At 37.0% G+C, this 19,361-nt stretch carries 21 protein-coding genes; 10 read left to right on the forward strand and 11 right to left on the reverse strand.

Annotated features, from left to right (window positions below; genetic code table 11):
- Positions 1-70: 70 nt before the first annotated feature.
- Positions 71-355: a GNAT family N-acetyltransferase gene (locus ACK1JC_RS13740; protein WP_409512436.1), complete on the reverse strand. Its 285-nt coding sequence runs from the start codon at positions 353-355 to the stop codon at positions 71-73.
- Positions 356-415: 60 nt separating this feature from the next.
- Entirely contained in the window at positions 416-703 is a 288-nt protein-coding gene (locus tag ACK1JC_RS13745) for a GNAT family N-acetyltransferase (RefSeq protein WP_409512437.1), read from the reverse strand.
- A gap of 161 nt (positions 704-864) precedes the next feature.
- Between ACK1JC_RS13745 and ACK1JC_RS13750 the strand changes: the two genes are divergently transcribed.
- A complete protein-coding gene (locus ACK1JC_RS13750; RefSeq protein ID WP_409512438.1) occupies positions 865-2,058 on the forward strand; it encodes a sugar transporter in 1,194 nt (397 codons plus the stop codon).
- A gap of 345 nt (positions 2,059-2,403) precedes the next feature.
- Complete coding sequence (locus ACK1JC_RS13755; RefSeq protein ID WP_409512467.1) at positions 2,404-3,369, forward strand: TerC family protein; 966 nt, start codon at positions 2,404-2,406, stop codon at positions 3,367-3,369.
- A 370-nt stretch (positions 3,370-3,739) separates the two neighbouring features.
- Here ACK1JC_RS13755 and ACK1JC_RS13760 read toward each other — a convergent pair whose 3' ends face one another.
- Positions 3,740-4,516, reverse strand: coding sequence for a glucose 1-dehydrogenase (locus ACK1JC_RS13760; protein ID WP_409512439.1), 777 nt, complete (start codon positions 4,514-4,516; stop codon positions 3,740-3,742).
- A 684-nt stretch (positions 4,517-5,200) separates the two neighbouring features.
- On the opposite strand from ACK1JC_RS13760, the gene guaD reads away from it, so the two are divergent.
- From guaD to ACK1JC_RS13780, 4 genes are all read left to right on the forward strand, one after another.
- The gene (gene guaD / locus ACK1JC_RS13765) at positions 5,201-6,520 is read left to right on the forward strand and encodes a guanine deaminase (RefSeq protein ID WP_409512440.1); all 1,320 of its coding nucleotides are present in this window, start codon (positions 5,201-5,203) and stop codon (positions 6,518-6,520) included.
- Positions 6,504-6,641, forward strand: coding sequence for a hypothetical protein (locus ACK1JC_RS13770; RefSeq protein WP_409512441.1), 138 nt, complete (start codon positions 6,504-6,506; stop codon positions 6,639-6,641). Before guaD ends, ACK1JC_RS13770 begins: the two co-directional genes overlap by 17 nt.
- A 134-nt stretch (positions 6,642-6,775) precedes the next feature.
- Positions 6,776-7,303, forward strand: a complete 528-nt coding sequence (gene hpt, locus ACK1JC_RS13775; protein ID WP_409512442.1) for a hypoxanthine phosphoribosyltransferase — start codon at positions 6,776-6,778, stop codon at positions 7,301-7,303.
- Positions 7,304-7,491: 188 nt separating this feature from the next.
- Positions 7,492-7,743: a GlsB/YeaQ/YmgE family stress response membrane protein gene (locus ACK1JC_RS13780; RefSeq protein WP_409512443.1), complete on the forward strand. Its 252-nt coding sequence runs from the start codon at positions 7,492-7,494 to the stop codon at positions 7,741-7,743.
- A gap of 86 nt (positions 7,744-7,829) precedes the next feature.
- Here the strand turns inward: ACK1JC_RS13780 and ACK1JC_RS13785 are convergent, their stop codons facing one another.
- Both ACK1JC_RS13785 and ACK1JC_RS13790 read right to left on the reverse strand, forming a co-directional pair.
- The gene (locus ACK1JC_RS13785) at positions 7,830-8,531 is read right to left on the reverse strand and encodes a DsbC family protein (protein WP_409512444.1); all 702 of its coding nucleotides are present in this window, start codon (positions 8,529-8,531) and stop codon (positions 7,830-7,832) included.
- Between the two features lie 139 nt (positions 8,532-8,670).
- On the reverse strand, positions 8,671-8,820 hold the full coding sequence (locus ACK1JC_RS13790) for a hypothetical protein (protein WP_409512445.1): 150 nt from the start codon (positions 8,818-8,820) through the stop codon (positions 8,671-8,673).
- A 145-nt stretch (positions 8,821-8,965) separates the two neighbouring features.
- Between ACK1JC_RS13790 and ACK1JC_RS13795 the strand changes: the two genes are divergently transcribed.
- Entirely contained in the window at positions 8,966-10,144 is a 1,179-nt protein-coding gene (locus tag ACK1JC_RS13795) for an MFS transporter (RefSeq protein WP_409512446.1), read from the forward strand.
- Between the two features lie 108 nt (positions 10,145-10,252).
- Here the strand turns inward: ACK1JC_RS13795 and ACK1JC_RS13800 are convergent, their stop codons facing one another.
- From ACK1JC_RS13800 to rpmH, 6 genes are all read right to left on the reverse strand, one after another.
- Complete coding sequence (locus ACK1JC_RS13800; RefSeq protein ID WP_409512447.1) at positions 10,253-10,618, reverse strand: NirD/YgiW/YdeI family stress tolerance protein; 366 nt, start codon at positions 10,616-10,618, stop codon at positions 10,253-10,255.
- A gap of 151 nt (positions 10,619-10,769) precedes the next feature.
- Positions 10,770-12,134, reverse strand: a complete 1,365-nt coding sequence (mnmE, locus tag ACK1JC_RS13805) for a tRNA uridine-5-carboxymethylaminomethyl(34) synthesis GTPase MnmE (RefSeq protein WP_409512448.1) — start codon at positions 12,132-12,134, stop codon at positions 10,770-10,772.
- 106 nt (positions 12,135-12,240) lie between these two features.
- Complete coding sequence (gene yidC / locus ACK1JC_RS13810; protein ID WP_409512449.1) at positions 12,241-13,944, reverse strand: membrane protein insertase YidC; 1,704 nt, start codon at positions 13,942-13,944, stop codon at positions 12,241-12,243.
- A 5-nt stretch (positions 13,945-13,949) separates the two neighbouring features.
- Positions 13,950-14,276, reverse strand: a complete 327-nt coding sequence (gene yidD / locus ACK1JC_RS13815) for a membrane protein insertion efficiency factor YidD (protein ID WP_409512450.1) — start codon at positions 14,274-14,276, stop codon at positions 13,950-13,952.
- A gap of 9 nt (positions 14,277-14,285) precedes the next feature.
- Positions 14,286-14,678, reverse strand: coding sequence for a ribonuclease P protein component (gene rnpA, locus ACK1JC_RS13820; RefSeq protein WP_409512451.1), 393 nt, complete (start codon positions 14,676-14,678; stop codon positions 14,286-14,288).
- Positions 14,679-14,713: 35 nt separating this feature from the next.
- Entirely contained in the window at positions 14,714-14,848 is a 135-nt protein-coding gene (gene rpmH / locus ACK1JC_RS13825; protein ID WP_000831329.1) for a 50S ribosomal protein L34, read from the reverse strand.
- 682 nt (positions 14,849-15,530) lie between these two features.
- Here rpmH and dnaA point away from each other — a divergent pair.
- The 3 genes from dnaA (at position 15,531) to recF (ending at position 19,309) form a co-directional block, all read left to right on the forward strand.
- Entirely contained in the window at positions 15,531-16,922 is a 1,392-nt protein-coding gene (dnaA, locus tag ACK1JC_RS13830; protein ID WP_409512452.1) for a chromosomal replication initiator protein DnaA, read from the forward strand.
- 127 nt (positions 16,923-17,049) lie between these two features.
- Positions 17,050-18,198: a DNA polymerase III subunit beta gene (gene dnaN / locus ACK1JC_RS13835; RefSeq protein ID WP_409512453.1), complete on the forward strand. Its 1,149-nt coding sequence runs from the start codon at positions 17,050-17,052 to the stop codon at positions 18,196-18,198.
- A 28-nt stretch (positions 18,199-18,226) separates the two neighbouring features.
- A complete protein-coding gene (gene recF / locus ACK1JC_RS13840; RefSeq protein ID WP_409512454.1) occupies positions 18,227-19,309 on the forward strand; it encodes a DNA replication/repair protein RecF in 1,083 nt (360 codons plus the stop codon).
- The last annotated feature ends 52 nt before the right edge of the window (positions 19,310-19,361 follow it).

Consider the following 19,361-nt stretch of genomic DNA (forward strand, 5'->3'; position numbering starts at 1 on the left):
TTTGATAGTGAAATAAAAAACCCGCATCAGCGGGTTTTTTAATGTCTATTTTAATTATTAATAATTAAAATCAAGCAATCACATCAGCATAGCTTTTTTCACGGCGAAACATCACATCGACATAAGAACATGTCGGGACAATTTTTAATTTTTTTTCACGTGCAAAATCTACTAAAGTATCGAGCAACTGACGTGCAATCCCTTGTCCACGCAATGAGTTATCTACCCAAGTATGGTCAGCAATAATTTTATGCTCACCACTCCACACATAACTGATCTCGGCAATACGATTGCTTTGATCATCATTAAGGAAAAATACGCCTTTTTGTTGATTATCTACATGTTGGAATTGCATAAATTCTTTCTCTTTTTCATTCGATTGGTCTAGACACAATTCCACTTTAGCAAAACGGTCTTAGTCTTTCAAAACATCACGAATAGATTCATCTTTATCAAAAACTGATTTTGAAAATGGGCAGAGTGGAATCACTTTCACATTTTTACTACGTGCCATTTCAACCACTTGATCAAGTAATTTACGCCCAACACTTTGTCCACGTAATTCATCAGAAACATCAGTATGATCAATAATCAACATACTTTCACCAGCCCACGTGTACGCCATTTCAGCAAGATGTTGATTATCTTCACCAACAAAAAACTCGCCTTTTTTACCATTATCTTTATGTTTAATTTCTAACATTTTTATTCTCACTTAAGTTAAGACTTTCAATAAAATGCCATAAATGAAATTTTAGTTTTGTTATGTTTTGTCTAGCTTTTCAAATTTTCAAGTCCAATTGCAACTTAACTTTCAATTCATTTCAGCTTAAAATTTAAAGACTCCCACCAAATACATTGACCATGTCAACTCAAAAACAGCAAAGCACACCCAATGAAACACAGCAATGGGTCAGTGTGATTAGCTTGGCTTTTGCCGCCTTTATTTTCAATACCACAGAATTTGTACCTGTTGCACTCCTCAGCGATATTGGCAAAAGTTTTGCAATGCCTGCAACCGATGTTGGCATTATGATTACGCTGTATGCATGGGTCGTTGCGCCAATTTCACTTCCGATTATGCTTTTGACCAAAAATATTGAACGGCGTTTTCTACTCATTGCATTATTTATTGTCTTTATTGTCAGTCATGTACTGTCCTATTTTGCGTCAAGTTTTAGTTTTTTACTCGTAAGCCGTATTGGCATTGCATTTTCACATGCCTTATTTTGGTCAATTACCGCGTCACTCGCTGTCCGAGTTGCACCTAAAGACAAAGAATTCCAAGCGCTCGGGCTGCTTGCCACAGGTACAGCTTTGGCAATGGTTTTAGGTATTCCGTTAGGTCGTATGATTGGTGAGGCTTATGGATGGCGAAATACATTTGCACTCATAGCTTTGGGAGCAGCACTGGTTTGTCTTATTTTGGCAAAAACTTTACCTCGTTTACCAAGTGTTAATTCAGGCTCGCTTAGTAGTCTAAAAACATTCTTTAAGCGTCCAAGTTTAATGATTGTTTTTGCACTCACAATTATTGTGATCACGGCGCAATTCACCGCATACAGTTATATCGAACCTTTTGCTTTAAATGTAGCGCATTTCAGCTCGTCACAAACCACCATGTTATTATTAATTTATGGTGCAGCAGGCTTTATTGGCTCTTATCTATTTGGTAAATTTGGGCAAAAATATCCCAAACTTCCAATTCCGATGAGCAGTGCAATTTTGGCTGTGTCGATGTTATTACTCATGCCACTGGCTACTGATTTTATGAGCTTTAGCATTCTGAGTTTATTTTGGGGAATGGCAATTATCTGCTTTAGCCTTGCTCAACAAGCCAAAACTCTAAATCTAGCATCCGATGCCACCGATGTTGCGATGGCCATTTACTCAGGCTTATACAATGTAGGGATTGGTGGTGGGGCATTGCTCGGTGCATATGCCACAACACATTATGGGTTACACAGTATTGGCATAGTTGGCGGTATTTTGGCAATACTCGGAACTTTACTTGCGATAGTATTGATTCAAAGACAAGACTTTCATCTGAATAATTAAGTTTTGAGTACCGAAATAACAAACAAAATTTGCACAATGATTTTAAATATGCGATTCTTTCATCATATTTAGAAGTGGCAACATTTCTATAGCAAAATTTATTCGAACAAGGGGAGTAGCCTCCTTCAAATAGTACAAAGATGTTGTTTGTACTATGTCAGAATATCGTCATTACGCATTTTTATTTTTTTCTAAATAAAAAAGCCGGTATCTGAGCATTTTAGAATGAGCATAATTTCTAAAATGTAGGCAAGACCTTGATCATGTTGACACAGATGTTTAATCATCTGGCAGCTGATCAAGGTCTTTTTTATGCCTGATTACTTGCCAGATCAGGAGAATTTTATGGAAACCATCGGTAATCCGTGGCTATATTTGGCGTTCTTTGCCATTGTTGCAGTCATGCTCCTCATCGACTTTATGGGCTTCAAGCAAAAAGAAGGGCAAGAAGTCAAATTAAAAACTGCAGCCTATTGGAGTATTGCTTGGGTCACGATTGCATCACTTTTTGGTGGTGGTCTGTGGCTGTACTTGCAACAAACAGCTGGTATCACCATTGCCAATGCAAAAACAATGGAGTATTTCGCAGGTTATTTACTTGAAAAATCACTTGCAATTGACAATGTTTTTGTTTGGCTAATGATCTTCGCAGCTTTTGCAATTCCACAAGGTTTACAACGTAAAATTTTGCTTTATGGCGTACTCGGTGCAATTGTCTTACGTACTATTTTTATCTTCATTGGTGCATGGTTTGTACAAGAATTCTCTTGGATTCTCTATATTTTCGGTGCGTTCTTACTTTATACAGGTTTCAAATTCCTCAAAGGTCAGGACGAAGAAAATACCAATATCGAAGATATGGCGATTCTCAAATGGTTGCGTAAACACATGCGAATCACGCCAAAACTTGAAGGTGCAAAATTCTTTGTCCGTCAAAATGGCGTACTTTGGGCAACACCATTATTTTTAGTTTTAATTTTGGTTGAAGCATCTGATGTAATTTTTGCGGTGGATTCTATTCCTGCGATCTTTGCTGTAACAAGTGATCCGTTCATTGTATTAACTGCAAACCTCATGGCAATTTTAGGTCTACGTGCGATGTTTTTCTTGTTGTCTGGTGCAGCATCGAAAATGCATTACTTACCGTATGGTCTAGGTATTATTCTCATGTTCATTGGTACAAAAATGTTATTACTTGATGTATTCCACATGCCAATTTGGATTTCATTAGGTTTCATCGTGATTACTTTAGCTATTACTGCTGTGTTATCAATTCGTCATAGTAAAAAATATAACGAAACAACCCTATAACTAACTTTAGCAATCAATAAAATCAGAGAGCCTTCCCATTGGAGGGCTTTTTATTATTCATTTTTATTGCTTCGATCTTCTTTTTATTATTGCGTGTAGCAGTAACAATAAAATATCCATTCGATATATTTAATCAATATGGTTGCTCAAATGATTGGGGTAAAGAGTTGTGTAAATAAGAGTAATCAACTCGTGGCTAATCACCCTCATTTCTAAAAAATATTTCTGCCAAGTTTAGATCAGTAATGATGCATTTTATTCAATAATCCTGTCATTTTTTGGACTCGTTATTTTCCTTAGCAGGGTCGCTCAAAAAAATAAAAGCCCAAAAATATTTTGGACTTTTATACATTTCAATTTAAATCATCTTTTAATCTAATGTTTGTACACCACCACCATTTACAAATAAAACCTGTCCGCTGACCCATTTTGAAATGGGTGCAGCAAAATACAACACTGCTCCAGCAATATCGTCTGCTTCTCCTAAGCGTTGTAGTGGCGTGTGCGCTAACATTCGTTGCTCTATTTCAGGCGTTAGAACTGAAGCTAGAGCATCTGTACGAATTGCTCCTGGTCCAACAGCATTAATACGTATTTCAGGACCATAATCAAAAGCTAAATTGGCTGTCATATGATTAATTGCAGCTTTAGATGATGCATATGCACTAATTGCAGGGCTTTTATTAATTGAACTCATAGAAGAAATATTAATAATCGAACCTAAACCAGCTTGCTTCATATAAGGTGCGCAGAGTTGAGATAAACGCCAACCACTAAAAACATTAAGCTGAAAAGTACGAGCAAACTGTTCAACGCTCAGATGTTCGGGACTTTCTCGACCTGCACCACCACCACCGGCATTATTCACCAAAATATTAATTTTATGATAATGATTAACCGTCGTTTCAACCAAACGCACTAAATCTTCATCATTCAAAACATTACACTCAACAGCGATGGCTTGAAATCCTTGAGCTTTTATTTCATCTGCAATTTTTTGAGCTGCGTCCAATTTTAAATCTGCAACAACGACACTAGCACCATGTTGGGCCAATAGCTTACAACTTGCGGCTCCAATACCATTACCACCTCCGGTCACAATAGCAACATACTGATCTAAATTTAATAATGAAGAATACGTATTCATATGTAGTACCTTTTTAATGGCTTTTAATTCAGTCTACCCTCTAAAATTAAATTATTATTCATAAAAAATGTAACTTAAATAATCTGTTAAGTTATACAAATAGAGAATTAAATTTATTTAATCATTATCATTTTTATACAAAATATTGACGAACTTAAAACTATTAATAATCAAGAATAATACCCAATTTTTTACTTGAACTTTATTACAGCGAGTCGATTTAAATCACTTAATGTATATACCCATGATTGAGTTCTTTCAACTGTATTATTGGAGATGAAAAATAAAAAACTCATTTTGAAAAATTTTAAACTCAGAAATTATTATATTGTCTTTGATAAACCTAGACAAAAAATAAGATGAATCCGTCCTATACGGGAGAGTAAGCTCACTTCTTTTTAAAGAGCGCTTTATCTGCTACAAATAAAACTGGCTAAATATAAAGCACAAACATCTTGTCCTTTAAAAATAATGATTGCAGAAGCATTTTCAATCACAAGTAGTTCTACAACAAACAAATGCGGATGACTACTACCACGTATCCAAACTCATTAAGTGGTAAAATATGATTTTCATGTTACTGCGTAACATCAGTGAATAACTTAGACAAAATCAGACAAAATAGGCAACCCACAATAAAAATCAGCTACAATCAATCGAAAAAATTCAAAACGCAGGTTTAAAATGTCTTCTGTACATACAACAACAGCCATTCGTGGTCGTTTCCTTGATATTCAGAATACAGTTGCCCAAGCACGTGAAATCCACGACCAAGTGCGATATGTAGAAGATGGTCTTCTTATTACCCAAAACGGCAAAATTAGTTGGTTTGGTGAATGGGAAGCAGGTCAACAACACATCCCCGAAAATACCCAAATTCAACATTATCCTGAACAATTAATTGTTCCAGGTTTTATCGACACACATATCCATTTTCCACAAACAGAAATGGTCGGTGCTTACGGCGAACAGCTTTTGGAATGGCTGAATACTTATACATTCCCAACTGAAATGCAATTTGCAGATAAAAACTATGCAGATAAAATCGCACAGTTTTTTGTTCATGAATTACTTAAAAATGGTACAACCACAGCATTAGTTTTTTGTACCGTTCATCCTCAGTCAGTTGATGCTTTATTTGAAGCAGCAGAGCAGCATCAAATGCGCTTAATTGCGGGTAAAGTAATGATGGATCGTCATGCACCTGATGAACTAACCGATACGGCAGAAAGCGCCTACCACGATTCAAAAGTCCTCATTGAAAAATGGCATGGTAAAGGGCGTAATCTATATGCCATTACGCCACGTTTCGCACCAACTTCGACACCTGAACAATTGGCAAGAGCAGGGCAGTTAAAAGCCGAATATCCTGATGTTTATGTACATACCCATTTAAGTGAAAATAAAAATGAAATCGCATGGGTAAAAGATTTATTCCCTGAGCAAAAAGGCTATTTAGATGTTTATCATCATTTTGGCTTAACAGGGGAGCGTTCTGTATTTGCACATTGTGTGCATTTAGAAGAGCATGAATGGGATTGTATGCACGATACCGATTCAGCAATTGCCTTCTGCCCAACGTCTAATTTATTCCTTGGTAGTGGCTTATTTCCACTGAAAAAAACGTGGGAAAAACAGGTTAAAGTTGGCTTAGGAACTGACATTGGTGCAGGAACATCATTTTGCCAATTACAGACGTTAAATGAAGCTTATAAAGTTCAACAACTTCAGGGTGATAAACTTTCTGCCTTTGAATCGCTCTATCACGCCACTTTAGGTGGTGCAAAAGCACTACATTTGGATGATAAATTGGGCAACTTCAATATTGGTAAAGAAGCTGATTTTGTGGTGCTGAATTTAAAAGCCACGGCATTACAACAACTGCGTCAAGAACGTGCTAAAAATATTGAAGATGCGTTATTTGCACTGCTGACTATGGGTGATGATCGTAACATTCACGCGACCTATATTTACGGAGAAAAGGCGTATGAACAAAAATCATGAGCAAGAACACACTCAGCAACAAGTCTATCGACCTAAGCAAAAACGATCAAAGCGAACGTTAATTTTAATCGGCTCGATATGTGTTGCATGTGCGTTTTTACTTAAACGTGATGCACATTAAAGAACCGTTTACACAATGAATTGTCAAAAAAGATGCATCTTGATTTGATATGTTTTAAAATTGATTCATCTTTTAGGTGTTGCACGTCAACACCTTTTTTATTTTTGCATGATTGATGTTTTTAGGTATTTCCCATGACCATTGAAATGAAAGTAATGATTTCAACTGAAGAAATTCAGGAAAAAGTCAAAGAACTTGGACAAAAAATTGATGCCCATTATGCGAGTAGCGACAAAGAACTCGTTCTGATTGGTCTGTTACGAGGTTCTGTAATCTTCATGGCAGATTTATGCCGTGCAATTAGCAAAGGACACGAACTCGATTTTATGACCGTTTCGAGCTACGGTGGTGGCACATCATCTTCACGTGATGTGAAAATTTTAAAAGACTTAGATGGCGAAATTCGTGGCAAAGATGTCTTGGTCATTGAAGATATTATTGACTCAGGAAATACGCTCAGTAAAGTTCTCGAAATTTTGGAAACACGCAGTCCAAATTCAATTGAACTGTGTACTTTAGTCAGCAAACCTTCACGCCGTGAAATTGAACTTGATGTTAAATTTTTGGGCTTCGAAGTTGAAGATAAATTTATTGTTGGTTATGGCTTAGATTACGATCAAAAGTATCGCCACATTCCTTTTATTGGTGAAATTGGTCTTTAAGACGATACTTTTAGAATTTAAGCGGCGTAAGCCGCTTTTTTTATTTATCGACAAAAGTTCGAACAAAAAGGCAACATGTCTTAGCATAGAATAACTATTTATCATCCCATTATTGATGCATATTGAAGATGTAAATCTATGAAGTTATAAAAATTAGTATTTAAAACTACAGGATAAGGAGAAGACTCATGCTATCACTGATCGGTTCAATTATTATTGGTTTTTTTGCAGGACTACTTGCTCGAGCTATCCATCCAGGGGATGACAAAGCTGGATTTCTTGTCACTATTGCTCTAGGTATCGTAGGTTCATTAGTCGCAACATATGGCGGTCAATTACTCGGAATTTACCCACCTGGATCATCTGCTGGATTCATTGCTTCCGTTATCGGTGCAATTATTGTCTTGGTCATTTACAACTTTGTTTCTAAACGAACTTAACACATAGTTATTACAAAACTAAAAATAATGTAAAAAATCACCATTTAAATGGTGATTTTTTTGAATGTTGCATATTTTATATTTTTTTATAAACCCGCTTGCTGCCAAATTTTCTCAATTTCAACTGCAGGGTAGGCACCCAATGCTTTATAACCATTTGAAAAAATAATGGCAGGTGTTCCCTGTAAACCCAGTTTTTTACCTAATTGTAAATTACGTTCTATAGGCGTTGCACAGTCAGCACTTGCTGTTGGTTGGATGGCTTTTTGAATTAAATTTTTCCATGCATAATCTTTATTAGCTGAACACCATACTTGCTTTGATGACTGCACAGATTGTGTCTTAATTGGGTACATAAATGTATAAATCGTAACGTTATTTAAGCTCGCTAAATTGCCTTCAAGAACCTTGCAATATGGGCAATTTGGATCAGAAAATACGGCCAATTGGCGTTTTCCATCTCCTCGAACAGTTTTAATTGCATCTGTAAAAGGAAGACTTTTAAAGTCAACAATGTCTTTTTTCATTGCTAAATCTTTGGTCAAATTACGCTGATCTTTCAAACGAATCATCGAACCAATAAATAAATGTTGTGCATCTTCATTGATATAAACAATCTGATGATCAAGTGTTCCACTATATAAACCTTGCATTTCCGTAGCTTGTAAATTTTCAATTTTAACTTGTGGATATTGCTGTACCAATTTCGCTTTAACGCTCTCAACATTTGCAAAACTACTACTACAAAATGCCAGACTTAGACCCAATGTGATCAATTGTTTTAACATAGACTTTAAATCTAAAAAAATAATTCAGTCGCATTAAAGCATAACCATGGACTCAACTTGTGTGAAAACTGTAGTAAGTGATCAATTAAAGGATCAAAACTAAAAACGATAAATTTTAGGTTCCACGTGAAACAAAATTTCAAATTGCTGCGGTATTAATTTCTACTAAAAGACGTACTAACACATTATGTGCAGGCAATTCTTGACGATTTACATCGACATTCACCACTCTATCCCTAGTTTCTGAAGCTAAAACCACTAAAACTTTACCTCCACCTATTTGTGACACATGAATAATCATATAAATAATAAATTAGACATTGACCTCTATTTGATTAAGTTCTAATCTCAATTTAATCTTCAGTTTTTCATGCCAATCTTCCTTTTTTATTGAAGATCAGCATTCTTCTTTATTTCTGTTGTTACGGACATTTATGAACCCTCAATCTTGGCGACCATTTTATATGGTGAGCCTTGCGCTGTGCGTTGGAACCATCGGTACAGCGCTTGCTAGTCCTTTATATCCAATTTATCAGCAACTTTGGCAACTTTTACCAAGCCAAATCACTTATATTTTTATCGCCTATATGTTCGGCTGTATGACGACATTACTCTTTTTAGGACGTAGTAGTAATAGTTTTGGTTTTATTCGTACCCTACAAATGGGCTTATTCTTCGCTGTTATTGGACTGATTTTTTCAGTTTTTGCAAGTAACACCAGCTTACTCGGATTTGGGCGTTTTATTATTGGTATTGCTTCAGGTCTCATTAGCACCTCTGCAATGCTTGGATTAATTCTGACCATTCCTGGTTCGCACAAACAATATGCTGCACAACTGTGTTCGATTATTACTGTCATTGGCTTCGGTTTAGGACCCTTAATTGGTGGAACAATCGCACAATTTTCTCAAGCACCTTTGGTTACACCCTATATCCCCGTCATCATTGCTGCATTACTCAGTATTGTTGGTTTATCACGTGTCAAAATCGCTACTTTTGAGAAACAAGCATTTTCCGTTGCACCCCATTTAGAATTGCCTGCACCAAAATTCAAAACATTATTTTATATTGTAAGTTTTGCCGCCTTCTGTGCATTTGGTTCATTCAGTCTATTTGCCTCTTTAGCACCATCGTTTATTCAGGATGTCATTCCGTGGCATGGTCCAATGGTTAGCGGAATCACGATCGCTAGTATTTTGCTAATTTCAGCCTTAATTCAATTCATTTTCAAAACGACCAACATGCATAAGGCACTGAATATTGGTCTAATTTCATTGACTTTAAGTTATGTTGTTTTATCAATGTGTATGGCGATGCATTGGAGTTTTTTATTCTTTATAAGCGTCATTTTTGTCGGAATAGGGCATGGTTTGGCACTACTTGGTGCTTTTGCATTAATCCATCACATGACCCAAACTGAAAACCGCGCCGCAGTTGTGTCTACATACTTATTTATTGCTTACTTTGGAACAATTGTCCCAATTATTTTTGCAGGATGGCTTTCTGATCATTTTGGTTTAAAAATGGGGGTCTTTGGCTTCTGTATTGGCGTTGGATTGTTATGCATCGGCTTGTTATTGAAACATCTGAACGTACAAAAAAGCACTGTTTAATCATTATTATTAGATTTTTAAAATAGAAAAAAGTAGGCTCACCTTAATAGTGAGTACCTACTTTTTAGGTCTATCACACAATATAAAATTCTTGAACTAAATAGAAAATTATTTCAAAAATTCAATTTTCACTGCATCAATATCAGTTGGTTTAGTACGGTGTGTATCGACCTCACCTAGAACCTTAATCTTTGTTCCAACTTTAAGCTGTGCAGGTGTTGCCAATTTCTCATCAATTTCAACATTGATCTGACCTGCTGCATCTTTAAGTACATAATGTTCATGTTTAATCTTACGGACAATTGTACCCGTTACACTTACGGCAGTTTCATCTGCTAATTTAAGCGCTTGTGCAGTCGTTACAGGATGCTTTTCAGCTGCTGTAATGATGTGTTGATCTTCTAAGTCATATGCCCAAACCTGCGCAGTAGAAGCCAATAAAATTGTAGAAATTGCTAGAGAAAATTTATTCATTATTTTTACTCCTTTTAAAGAAATTATCTTTACCATAAATAATTTTAGCTTCTGAATAAATGAAATTTACTGAAAAACAACTTTTAATCAAAAAAAAAGCTGACTTATGTCAGCTTTTTTATTATTTATGTTAAATATTTTTATTAAATCATCATTTTCCGATACAAAACGATCCAAAAATCACACCCAATAAATCATCTGCACTAAAATCACCCGTAATTTCACCCAAAGCATTTTGTGCTAGACGAAGTGACTCTGCGACCAACTCACCTGCATAATAAATCGTCAATTGCTCATGTGCTTCCGCTAAATAGCGTTGAGTGCGCTTCATTGCGTCCAAATGACGAGTTCGTGCAATAAAGGTATCTTCTTCAGGTTGGAAGCCTGCATGCGCTGTAATCGCATCTATCAGCACTTGAACGCCCATTTCCTGCTTTGCAGACACAGTAATATGACGGAAACCCTCTAAATCGTTTAATTCGGGTGCTTGCGTAGTTAAATCACATTTATTGCCAATCAACATCAAACGTTTTGGCTCTATATGTTCAGCAAAATAACTCTTCGCTAATTCTAACGGATTGTCGCCTTGGCTTAGATCATAGACAAGCAATAATAAATCAGCCTGCTCAATTTCTTTAATCGCACGGCGAATACCTTCTCGTTCAACAATATCGCTTGTATCACGTAAACCAGCTGTATCTGTCAGGGTAATAGGTAAGCCGTTTAAACTAATTTTTTCATGCAAAACATCACGCGTTGTACCTGCAATATCAGTCACAATGGCACGGTCATTACCTGCTAAAGCATTTAAAAGAGATGATTTTCCAGCATTCGGCTTACCTGCAATCACCACTTGTAAGCCTTCACGTAACAATTGCCCCTGACGTGCAGATTGTTGAACGGTGGTCACTGACGATTGAACATCTTCAAGCAAATTTAAAATTTTACCATCAGCTAAAAAATCAATTTCTTCTTCTGGGAAATCAATTGCGGCTTCCACATGCAAGCGCAAATGAATTAGTTTTTGTAATACCGTATTGACCTTGTTAGAAAATACACCTTGTAATGAACGAACTGCAGAACGTGCTGCCACTTGTGAAGTTGCATCAATCAAATCGGCAATTGCTTCTGCTTGCACCAAATCCATTTTGCCATTTTCAAAAGCACGCATGGAAAACTCACCCGCTTTAGCCGCTGTTGCACCCAATTCAAGTAAACGAGCGAGCAAAGTATTTTGAATGATTGGACCACCATGCCCTTGTAACTCCACTACATCTTCACCTGTGAACGAATGTGGGTTCGGAAAGCAAATCACTAAGCCCTCATCCATAACCTCATTGTGCTCATCTAAGAACTGACGAAAACCAGCAAAGCGTGCTTTAGGTAATACTTTTTGTGTCAGTGCTTCAGCAATTGCATAGGCTTTCGGACCTGATAAACGAATAACACCAACACCTCCACGACCAGGTGGTGTTGCAATGGCTGCAATCGTCGTGTTTTGGGCAGGTGTATTCATGAGCAATCTCTAAATTTAGACAATAAAAAATCCGCCTAAGATTACCATCTTAAGCGGATTTTTTCAGCTGTTGCTTGGTGATGAATCTTTATAAAGACTCAATCATTTACACAACCTCTGTCGTTTTTGCTTTGGCTTTTTCAACACTTTTATTGATAAATGATTGCTGAAGAATCGTAATCGAGTTGTTCACGATCCAATATAAAACCAAACCAGCAGGGAAGAACAACATAAATACAGTGAACATAATCGGCATGATTTTGAACACTTTTGCTTGCATAGGATCAGTTGGTTGTGGATTCAATGCTTGTTGTACAAACATGGTCACACCCATAATCAATGGAAGTACAAACCATGGATCCATTGCAGATAAATCTTGAATCCAAAGCATCCATGGTGCATGACGTAATTCAACCGACTCCATCAATACCCAATACAACGCAAGGAAGATTGGCATTTGAAGTAATAACGGTAAACAGCCCGCAAGTGGATTCACTTGTTCACGTTTGTAAAGCGCCATCATTTCTTGAGAGAAACGCATGCGATCTTCACCAAACTCTTCTTTCATGCGTTGCATTTCAGGTGCAATTACACGCATCTTCGCCATAGAACGATAGCTTTTTGAAGATAAAGGCCAAAGAATCAGTTTCACCAAAATGGTTAGCAGAATAATTGCCCAGCCCCAATTACCCACAATACCATGGAAGAATTGTAAGCCCATGAACAATAATTTTGCGATTGGCCATAACCAACCATAATCAACAGTTTGGTTCAAACCAACAGCCAAATCACTTAGTTCAGACTGAACTTTTGGACCTGAATAGAATGTCGCATCAATTTCCATTGCTGTGCCAGCAGGAATATTAATTGCTGGTGAAGTAAAGCCAATCACATTTAAGTTATTGTCTTTATTTGATTCAAGTGTCGCTTTAAATGGCTGACCATTAAAGTTACCTGGAATCCAAGCACTCACAAAGTAATGCTGAACAATTGCAACCCATCCACCAGTCGCTTCTTTATTCAATTTTTCTTCAGAGAAATTGGTAAATTTAAGCTTATTGTAATGCTCTTCAGGTGTACCCCACGCACCACCTAAGTAAGTGCCTAGTGTAAAAATCCCTTGATCCGATTTACCTGGATCATCAGAATTATCGCGGATGATGTTACCGTAAAGTTGACCTTGCCACGGTTGTGCACTGCGGTTCGTTACTTTATGGCTAACTGTAATTGGATAAGTGCCTTGCTTAAATGTAAAGGTTTTAATCACTTCAACATTATCAGCAGTTTTAAACACTAACGGCACTGAAATCACTTTTTCAACTTTGCCGTCCTTACCTTTTACATCTTTTGCATCAGCAAGTGTATAAGCCGCTTTTTCTGTTTCATACTGAGGACGGGCATTCGGATTGTTATCCGTACCATTCAAACCTTTAAAACCAGTTTCTGCGATATATTTACGTGTTGCATCATTTTCAAGCATAACGAAAGAATCGTCACTATTTTTGCTCTTATCATGATTTAGCAGTTCAACACGCTCAATATCACCACCTTTGGGATTGATAGAAATATTATAAAGATCGGTCTTAATCGTGATCAGCTTTTGTGGTGTAGTCTTTGCCGCAGGGGCAGTCGCACCAACTTGTGGCTGATCAGTAGCAAGATGCGCCTGAGTTGTATCTTGCGCAACAATAGCTGCGGGTTTTTGCTCAGATTGACTAGAATGTCCATAGTCTTTTTGCCATGCCAATATTAATAAATACGCAGTGACAAACATGGCCCCGAGAATTGCAAATCTGGCCCATTGTTGCATAACAATTACCCCAAATGGTGTGAATGATTTTGGTTCAATAAACGTCCACGCAAGGGTACAGCAACATGAACCGTTTGAGAATCCACTGGTTGAAATGAAATAAAACGAATTACTTTTTTAGGAACAGGCACAGGATCATAACCAAAACCACCCCAAGGATGACAACGGCATACTCTTTTTGTCGCAAGCCAACTACCTTTTAAGGCACCATGAACGTGAATCGCTTCCAATGAATATTGAGAACAAGTTGGAATATAACGGCAACGAGGTCCAATTAAAGGACTAATCGCAATTTGATAGAAACGAATCAGCCAATGCAGTAATCGAGCCATTGGTCATCTCTAATTTTGAGAGGAAGAGGGAGCTATTTTATGGTGCTTTTTGACAAGGCGTTGCAATTTTTGCCACGCAAATTGTAATTGCTGATGTAATTCAGCATTTGAAATTGTATCAATACCCATTTTTGGCATCACTACAATATCGAGCAACTCAATGTTTTGCTGATGTAAGCGAAAACTTTCCCGAGCAAGCCGTTTTATTCGATTTCTTTCATGCGCACGGCGCACTTTTTTCTTAGCAACAACAATACCCAAACGGCTATGAGGCTGTTCGGTAACTTTTGCTAAAAATAAAAAATGGGGTTGATGCACTTTAAAAAGCGCACCATCAAATACACATTTGTAATCTGCAGCACAACGGATTCTCACCGAAGGACTGAAACTATAAAGTGACATAACACCCAAATCGTAAGCTAAAACTGTTTAATGAATTAAACAGTTAAGCTATGACGACCTTTTGCACGACGACGAGCTAGAACTTGACGACCAGCTTTAGTAGCCATACGAGCACGGAAACCATGAACGCGCTTACGCTTTAATTCAGATGGTTGGAAAGTACGTTTCATATCGAAACTCCAAAAATGATCTTTGTATAAAGGTTCGCGAGTTTATTGTGCATTGTTTGTTCTGTCAATGAATAACCTATTTTATTTTAATAAAAGATTTTTTTTTGATCAATTTACAAAATCAATCAACAATTGATTATCAGGAAGCATAAAAATAGTATTCACAAGCTAAACACATAATTTATATTAAAAATGATAGTTATCAACAGAGATATCAATAGAAATACCCACAACCGTTAAGCGTATAAATTTAAACATTCATTTTTAAATTTATATTTCCTATTTGAATTTAAATTTAATTCGCTATGCTAGTTATCCCCAGAAATAAGGGTTATATATAATTAAATTCAAATTTATAAATTTAAATTTATTACTATTAGGGTCTTGGTTTCTTGTGGAAATCAATATTTTATTTTTTAAAATCATTTTCTTATATTGTGAATAACTATGTTTTAATTGTCTTGATAAACTGTGTATAACTTTGGCATTTATTCTATCCACAGCTTGTTTGGAATTTTATCCACAAGGGGGTTGAATTTAAAATAATTCACAGAATGTTGTTTTTTTATTCAAGAATTGAATATTAGTTCATGACAGATGTGGATAACTTGGTTAGAATGGCGACCCCTCAATGGTTGAGGGCTGTTTTTAAATTTAAACAGAATTAATTAAGGGGTTTCACATGCTTTGGACCGACTGCTTAACTCGCTTGCGACAAGAGCTCTCTGATAATGTCTATGCGATGTGGATTCGACCCCTTATTGCAGAAGAAGTACAAGATACACTTAAACTCTATGCACCGAATCCTTATTGGACACGCTATATTCAAGAGCATCATCTTGAGTTGATTTCAATTCTTGCTGAACAGCTTTCAGAAGGGCGTATCCGTAAAGTTGAAATTTTAGTAGATTCTCGCCCTGGTGCGATTTTATCTGCAGCTGAACAACCTGCAACAACAACTGCAGCGTTGGACTCGGCACCTGTATCTGTTACACCAATAACAACACGTGTAAAAAAAGAACATGAAACGATTTCACCAAAGAACACGCGTAAACGTGTACTGAACCCATCTTTTACTTTTGCACTGTTTGTTGAAGGTCGTTCTAATCAAATGGCAGCTGAAACATGCCGTAAAGTATTGACCCAATTAGGTGAATCACAACATAACCCATTGTTTTTATATGGACCTACTGGTTTGGGTAAAACTCATTTAATGCAAGCTGTGGGGAATTCTTTACTACAAGCAAAACCGAATGCGCGTGTCATGTATATGACTGCAGAAAGTTTTGTACAAGATTTTGTAAGTTCTTTACAAAAAGGTAAGGTTGAAGAGTTTAAGAAAAACTGTCGTTCACTTGATTTATTATTGGTTGATGATATTCATTTATTGGCAGGTAAAGAAGCAAGTCTTGTTGAGTTTTTCTATACGTTTAATGCTTTACTCGATGAGTCAAAGCAGATTATTTTAACTTCTGATCGTTACCCGAAAGAATTAACAGAACTTGATCCACGTTTAGTTTCACGTTTTTCATGGGGGCTATCAGTGGGTGTAGAACCACCTGATATTGAAACTCGTATTGAAATTTTACTGAAAAAAGCAGAAAGCAGCGGTGTTGATTTACCGCGTAATTGTGCCTTGTTTATTGCACAGCAAGTCGTTGCCAATGTTCGTGAACTTGAAGGTGCGCTGAATAAAGTCGTAGCAATTTCACGTTTTAAAGGTACGAATATTGATCTTGAAGTGGTTCGTGAATCGCTTAAAGATGTATTGGCAATTCGTGCCCGTAACATCAGCACTGAAAATATTCAGCGTGTAGTGAGTGAGTACTTCCGAATTCCCCTCAAAGAGCTTGTTGGACCAAAGCGTACTCGTATTTATGCACGTCCGCGTCAGTTAGCAATGGGATTGGCACGAGAACTTACTGGTGATAGTTTTCCTGAAATTGGAATGGCTTTTGGCGGTCGAGATCACAGTACCGTGATGCATGCGTGTGATAAAGTGCAAAGTTTACGTGATGAAGATCCAATTTTTAATGAGGATTATAAAAACCTCATGCGTTTGTTGCAAAGTTGATGTGACAAAGCAGAAATTCGCTCAAAAAATATTCTTAACTTCCAGTTCTTGCAATGCGGCATAATCTGCCGCATAGTACGTCATTCGACAAAAAATTTACCTATATCTAGTTTTAGAGGAATCCATCGTGCGTTTGAAAATCGCGAAAGAAAGCTTAGTTAATGTTTTATCTCATGTAGTGGGTGCTGTTGAACGTCGCCATACTTTAAACATTCTTTCAAACGTAAAAATTCAAGCAAATCAACAAGCTTTAACCATTACAGGTTCAGATTTAGAAGTTGAATTGGTGGCAAGTACAACATTGGCTGATGGTGCATGTTTACAAGCAGGGGAAACCACTGTACCCGCACGTAAGTTGATGGATATCTGTAAATCATTGCCAACGAGCGCATTGATTGATTTACAAATTACCGATGATCAACGCTGTATTTTAAAATCAGGTGCAAGTCGTTTTGTTCTCGGTACTTTACCTGCGGAAGATTACCCATTATTGACCACTGAAAATAGTCAGGGCACGCAAGTTCAGGTTACAGAACGTGAATTGAAACGCTTATTTGAAAAAACATCGTTTGCAATGGCTGTCCAAGATGTTCGTTTTTATTTGACAGGCACGCTGCTTGAGATTGATGAAGATCAATTACGTGCTGTGACAACAGATGGTCACCGTTTGGCATTGTGCGAAACATTGGCATCATCTACAGCAACACAGCCTGTACAGGCGATTGTTCCACGTAAAGCTGTGGGTGAGTTGCAACGTTTACTAAGTATTGAAGATGAACAGTTAACTTTGCTAATTGGTCGTGAATTATTAAACGTCACGATTAATACGCCAAGCCGTGATAAAGAGCAGGGTGATATTACCGTACGTTTCACGACAAAACTGATTGATGGGAAATTTCCTGATTACCGTCGTGTGATTCCACGTGGTGGTGATAAAAAAGTGATTATTGCTCATGATGTTTTTAAGCAATCTTTACAGCGTGTTTCAATTTTAAGTAATGAAAAACTTCGTGGTGTATTCTTAAATTTTGGTGCGGATTCTTTACAGTTGCGTGCTAATAATCCAGAGCAAGATGAAGCAGTTGAAGATTTAGCGATTCAATATGCAGATACACCTATGGAAATGTCATTCAATGCACAATACATTTTAGAAGTTTTAAGTGTTTTGGATGGCGATGATGTGATTATGACCATGACAGAAGCAAACCAATCTGTATTGGTACAAGATCCAACTCAGCAAAATCAAACCTATGTCGTTATGCCGATGCGTGTTTGATTTTTACTCTGATTCTTTAAACTAAATCATGCATATTACACGTTTAAATATACAGCGTGTCCGAAACATCAAAACGGTTGCACTCCATGAGTTGCAGCCGTTTAATGTCTTTTATGGGCAGAATGGTTCAGGAAAAACATCGATTCTTGAGGCAATTCATCTACTTGCAACGGGACGTTCTTTCCGTACGCATATTCCCAAAAATTATATTCAAAATAATACATCTGATGCAATTGTCTTTGCGCAATCCTCGACTGAAAAAATCGGTATGCAGAAAATGCAAAGTGGTGAACAGTTTATTAAGGTGAATGGTGATACCGTTGCTACTCAAGGACAACTTGCAAAAATTCTACCGTTACAACTGATTGATCCGCTGAGTACCGATATTATTGATCATGGGGCAAAGCCTAGACGTCAGTTGCTTGATTGGCTCATGTTTCACGTGGAGCCTGATTTTTATCATGCGTGGCAATATTATTCCAGAGCATTGAAACAACGAAATGGTTTACTGAAAACAAAGCGTCATTTATCTCTACAAGATTTAGAACCGTGGAATAAAATGCTCAGCGACTATGGAGAGATTTTACATTCTCAACGAATGGAAATTGTGGAGCAATGGAAAAAATATTTACAACAAGACCTTGCTGAATTATTACCTCATTTAAATATTCAATTGGAATATAGTGCGGGGTTTCACGTGGAACAGGGTTTGGCTAATGATCTCATTCAGTATCATCAAAAAGATGTCGATCGGCGTTATACCGAATATGGTCCACATCGGGCAGATTTGCGCTTAAAAACGCCTCTAGGTGACGCTGATGTGGTGCTTTCTAGAGGTCAAAAAAAGTTACTAATCATGGCATTAAAACTATCTCAAATCGCCATGTTACATGCCTGTAATAAGGAAACTGTGGTATTATTAGATGATGTGACAGCAGAATTAGATTTAACTGCACAACAGCGTTTAATTAAGCGTTTAAGCCAATTGGGTAGTCAGGTTTTTATGACCACACTAGACCATGACTCAGTCAAAAAACATTTACATGATTTGTCTATTTCATATCGATTATTTTATGTTGACCACGGTCAAGTTCAGGCTGTTGTGCCATGATTTTATATTTTAGCCAGATTTGGACAGACCCACTTTTTATCAGGGAGAAACC

Source organism: Acinetobacter sp. TY2, from assembly GCF_046269225.1.
Lineage (GTDB): Bacteria > Pseudomonadota > Gammaproteobacteria > Pseudomonadales > Moraxellaceae > Acinetobacter.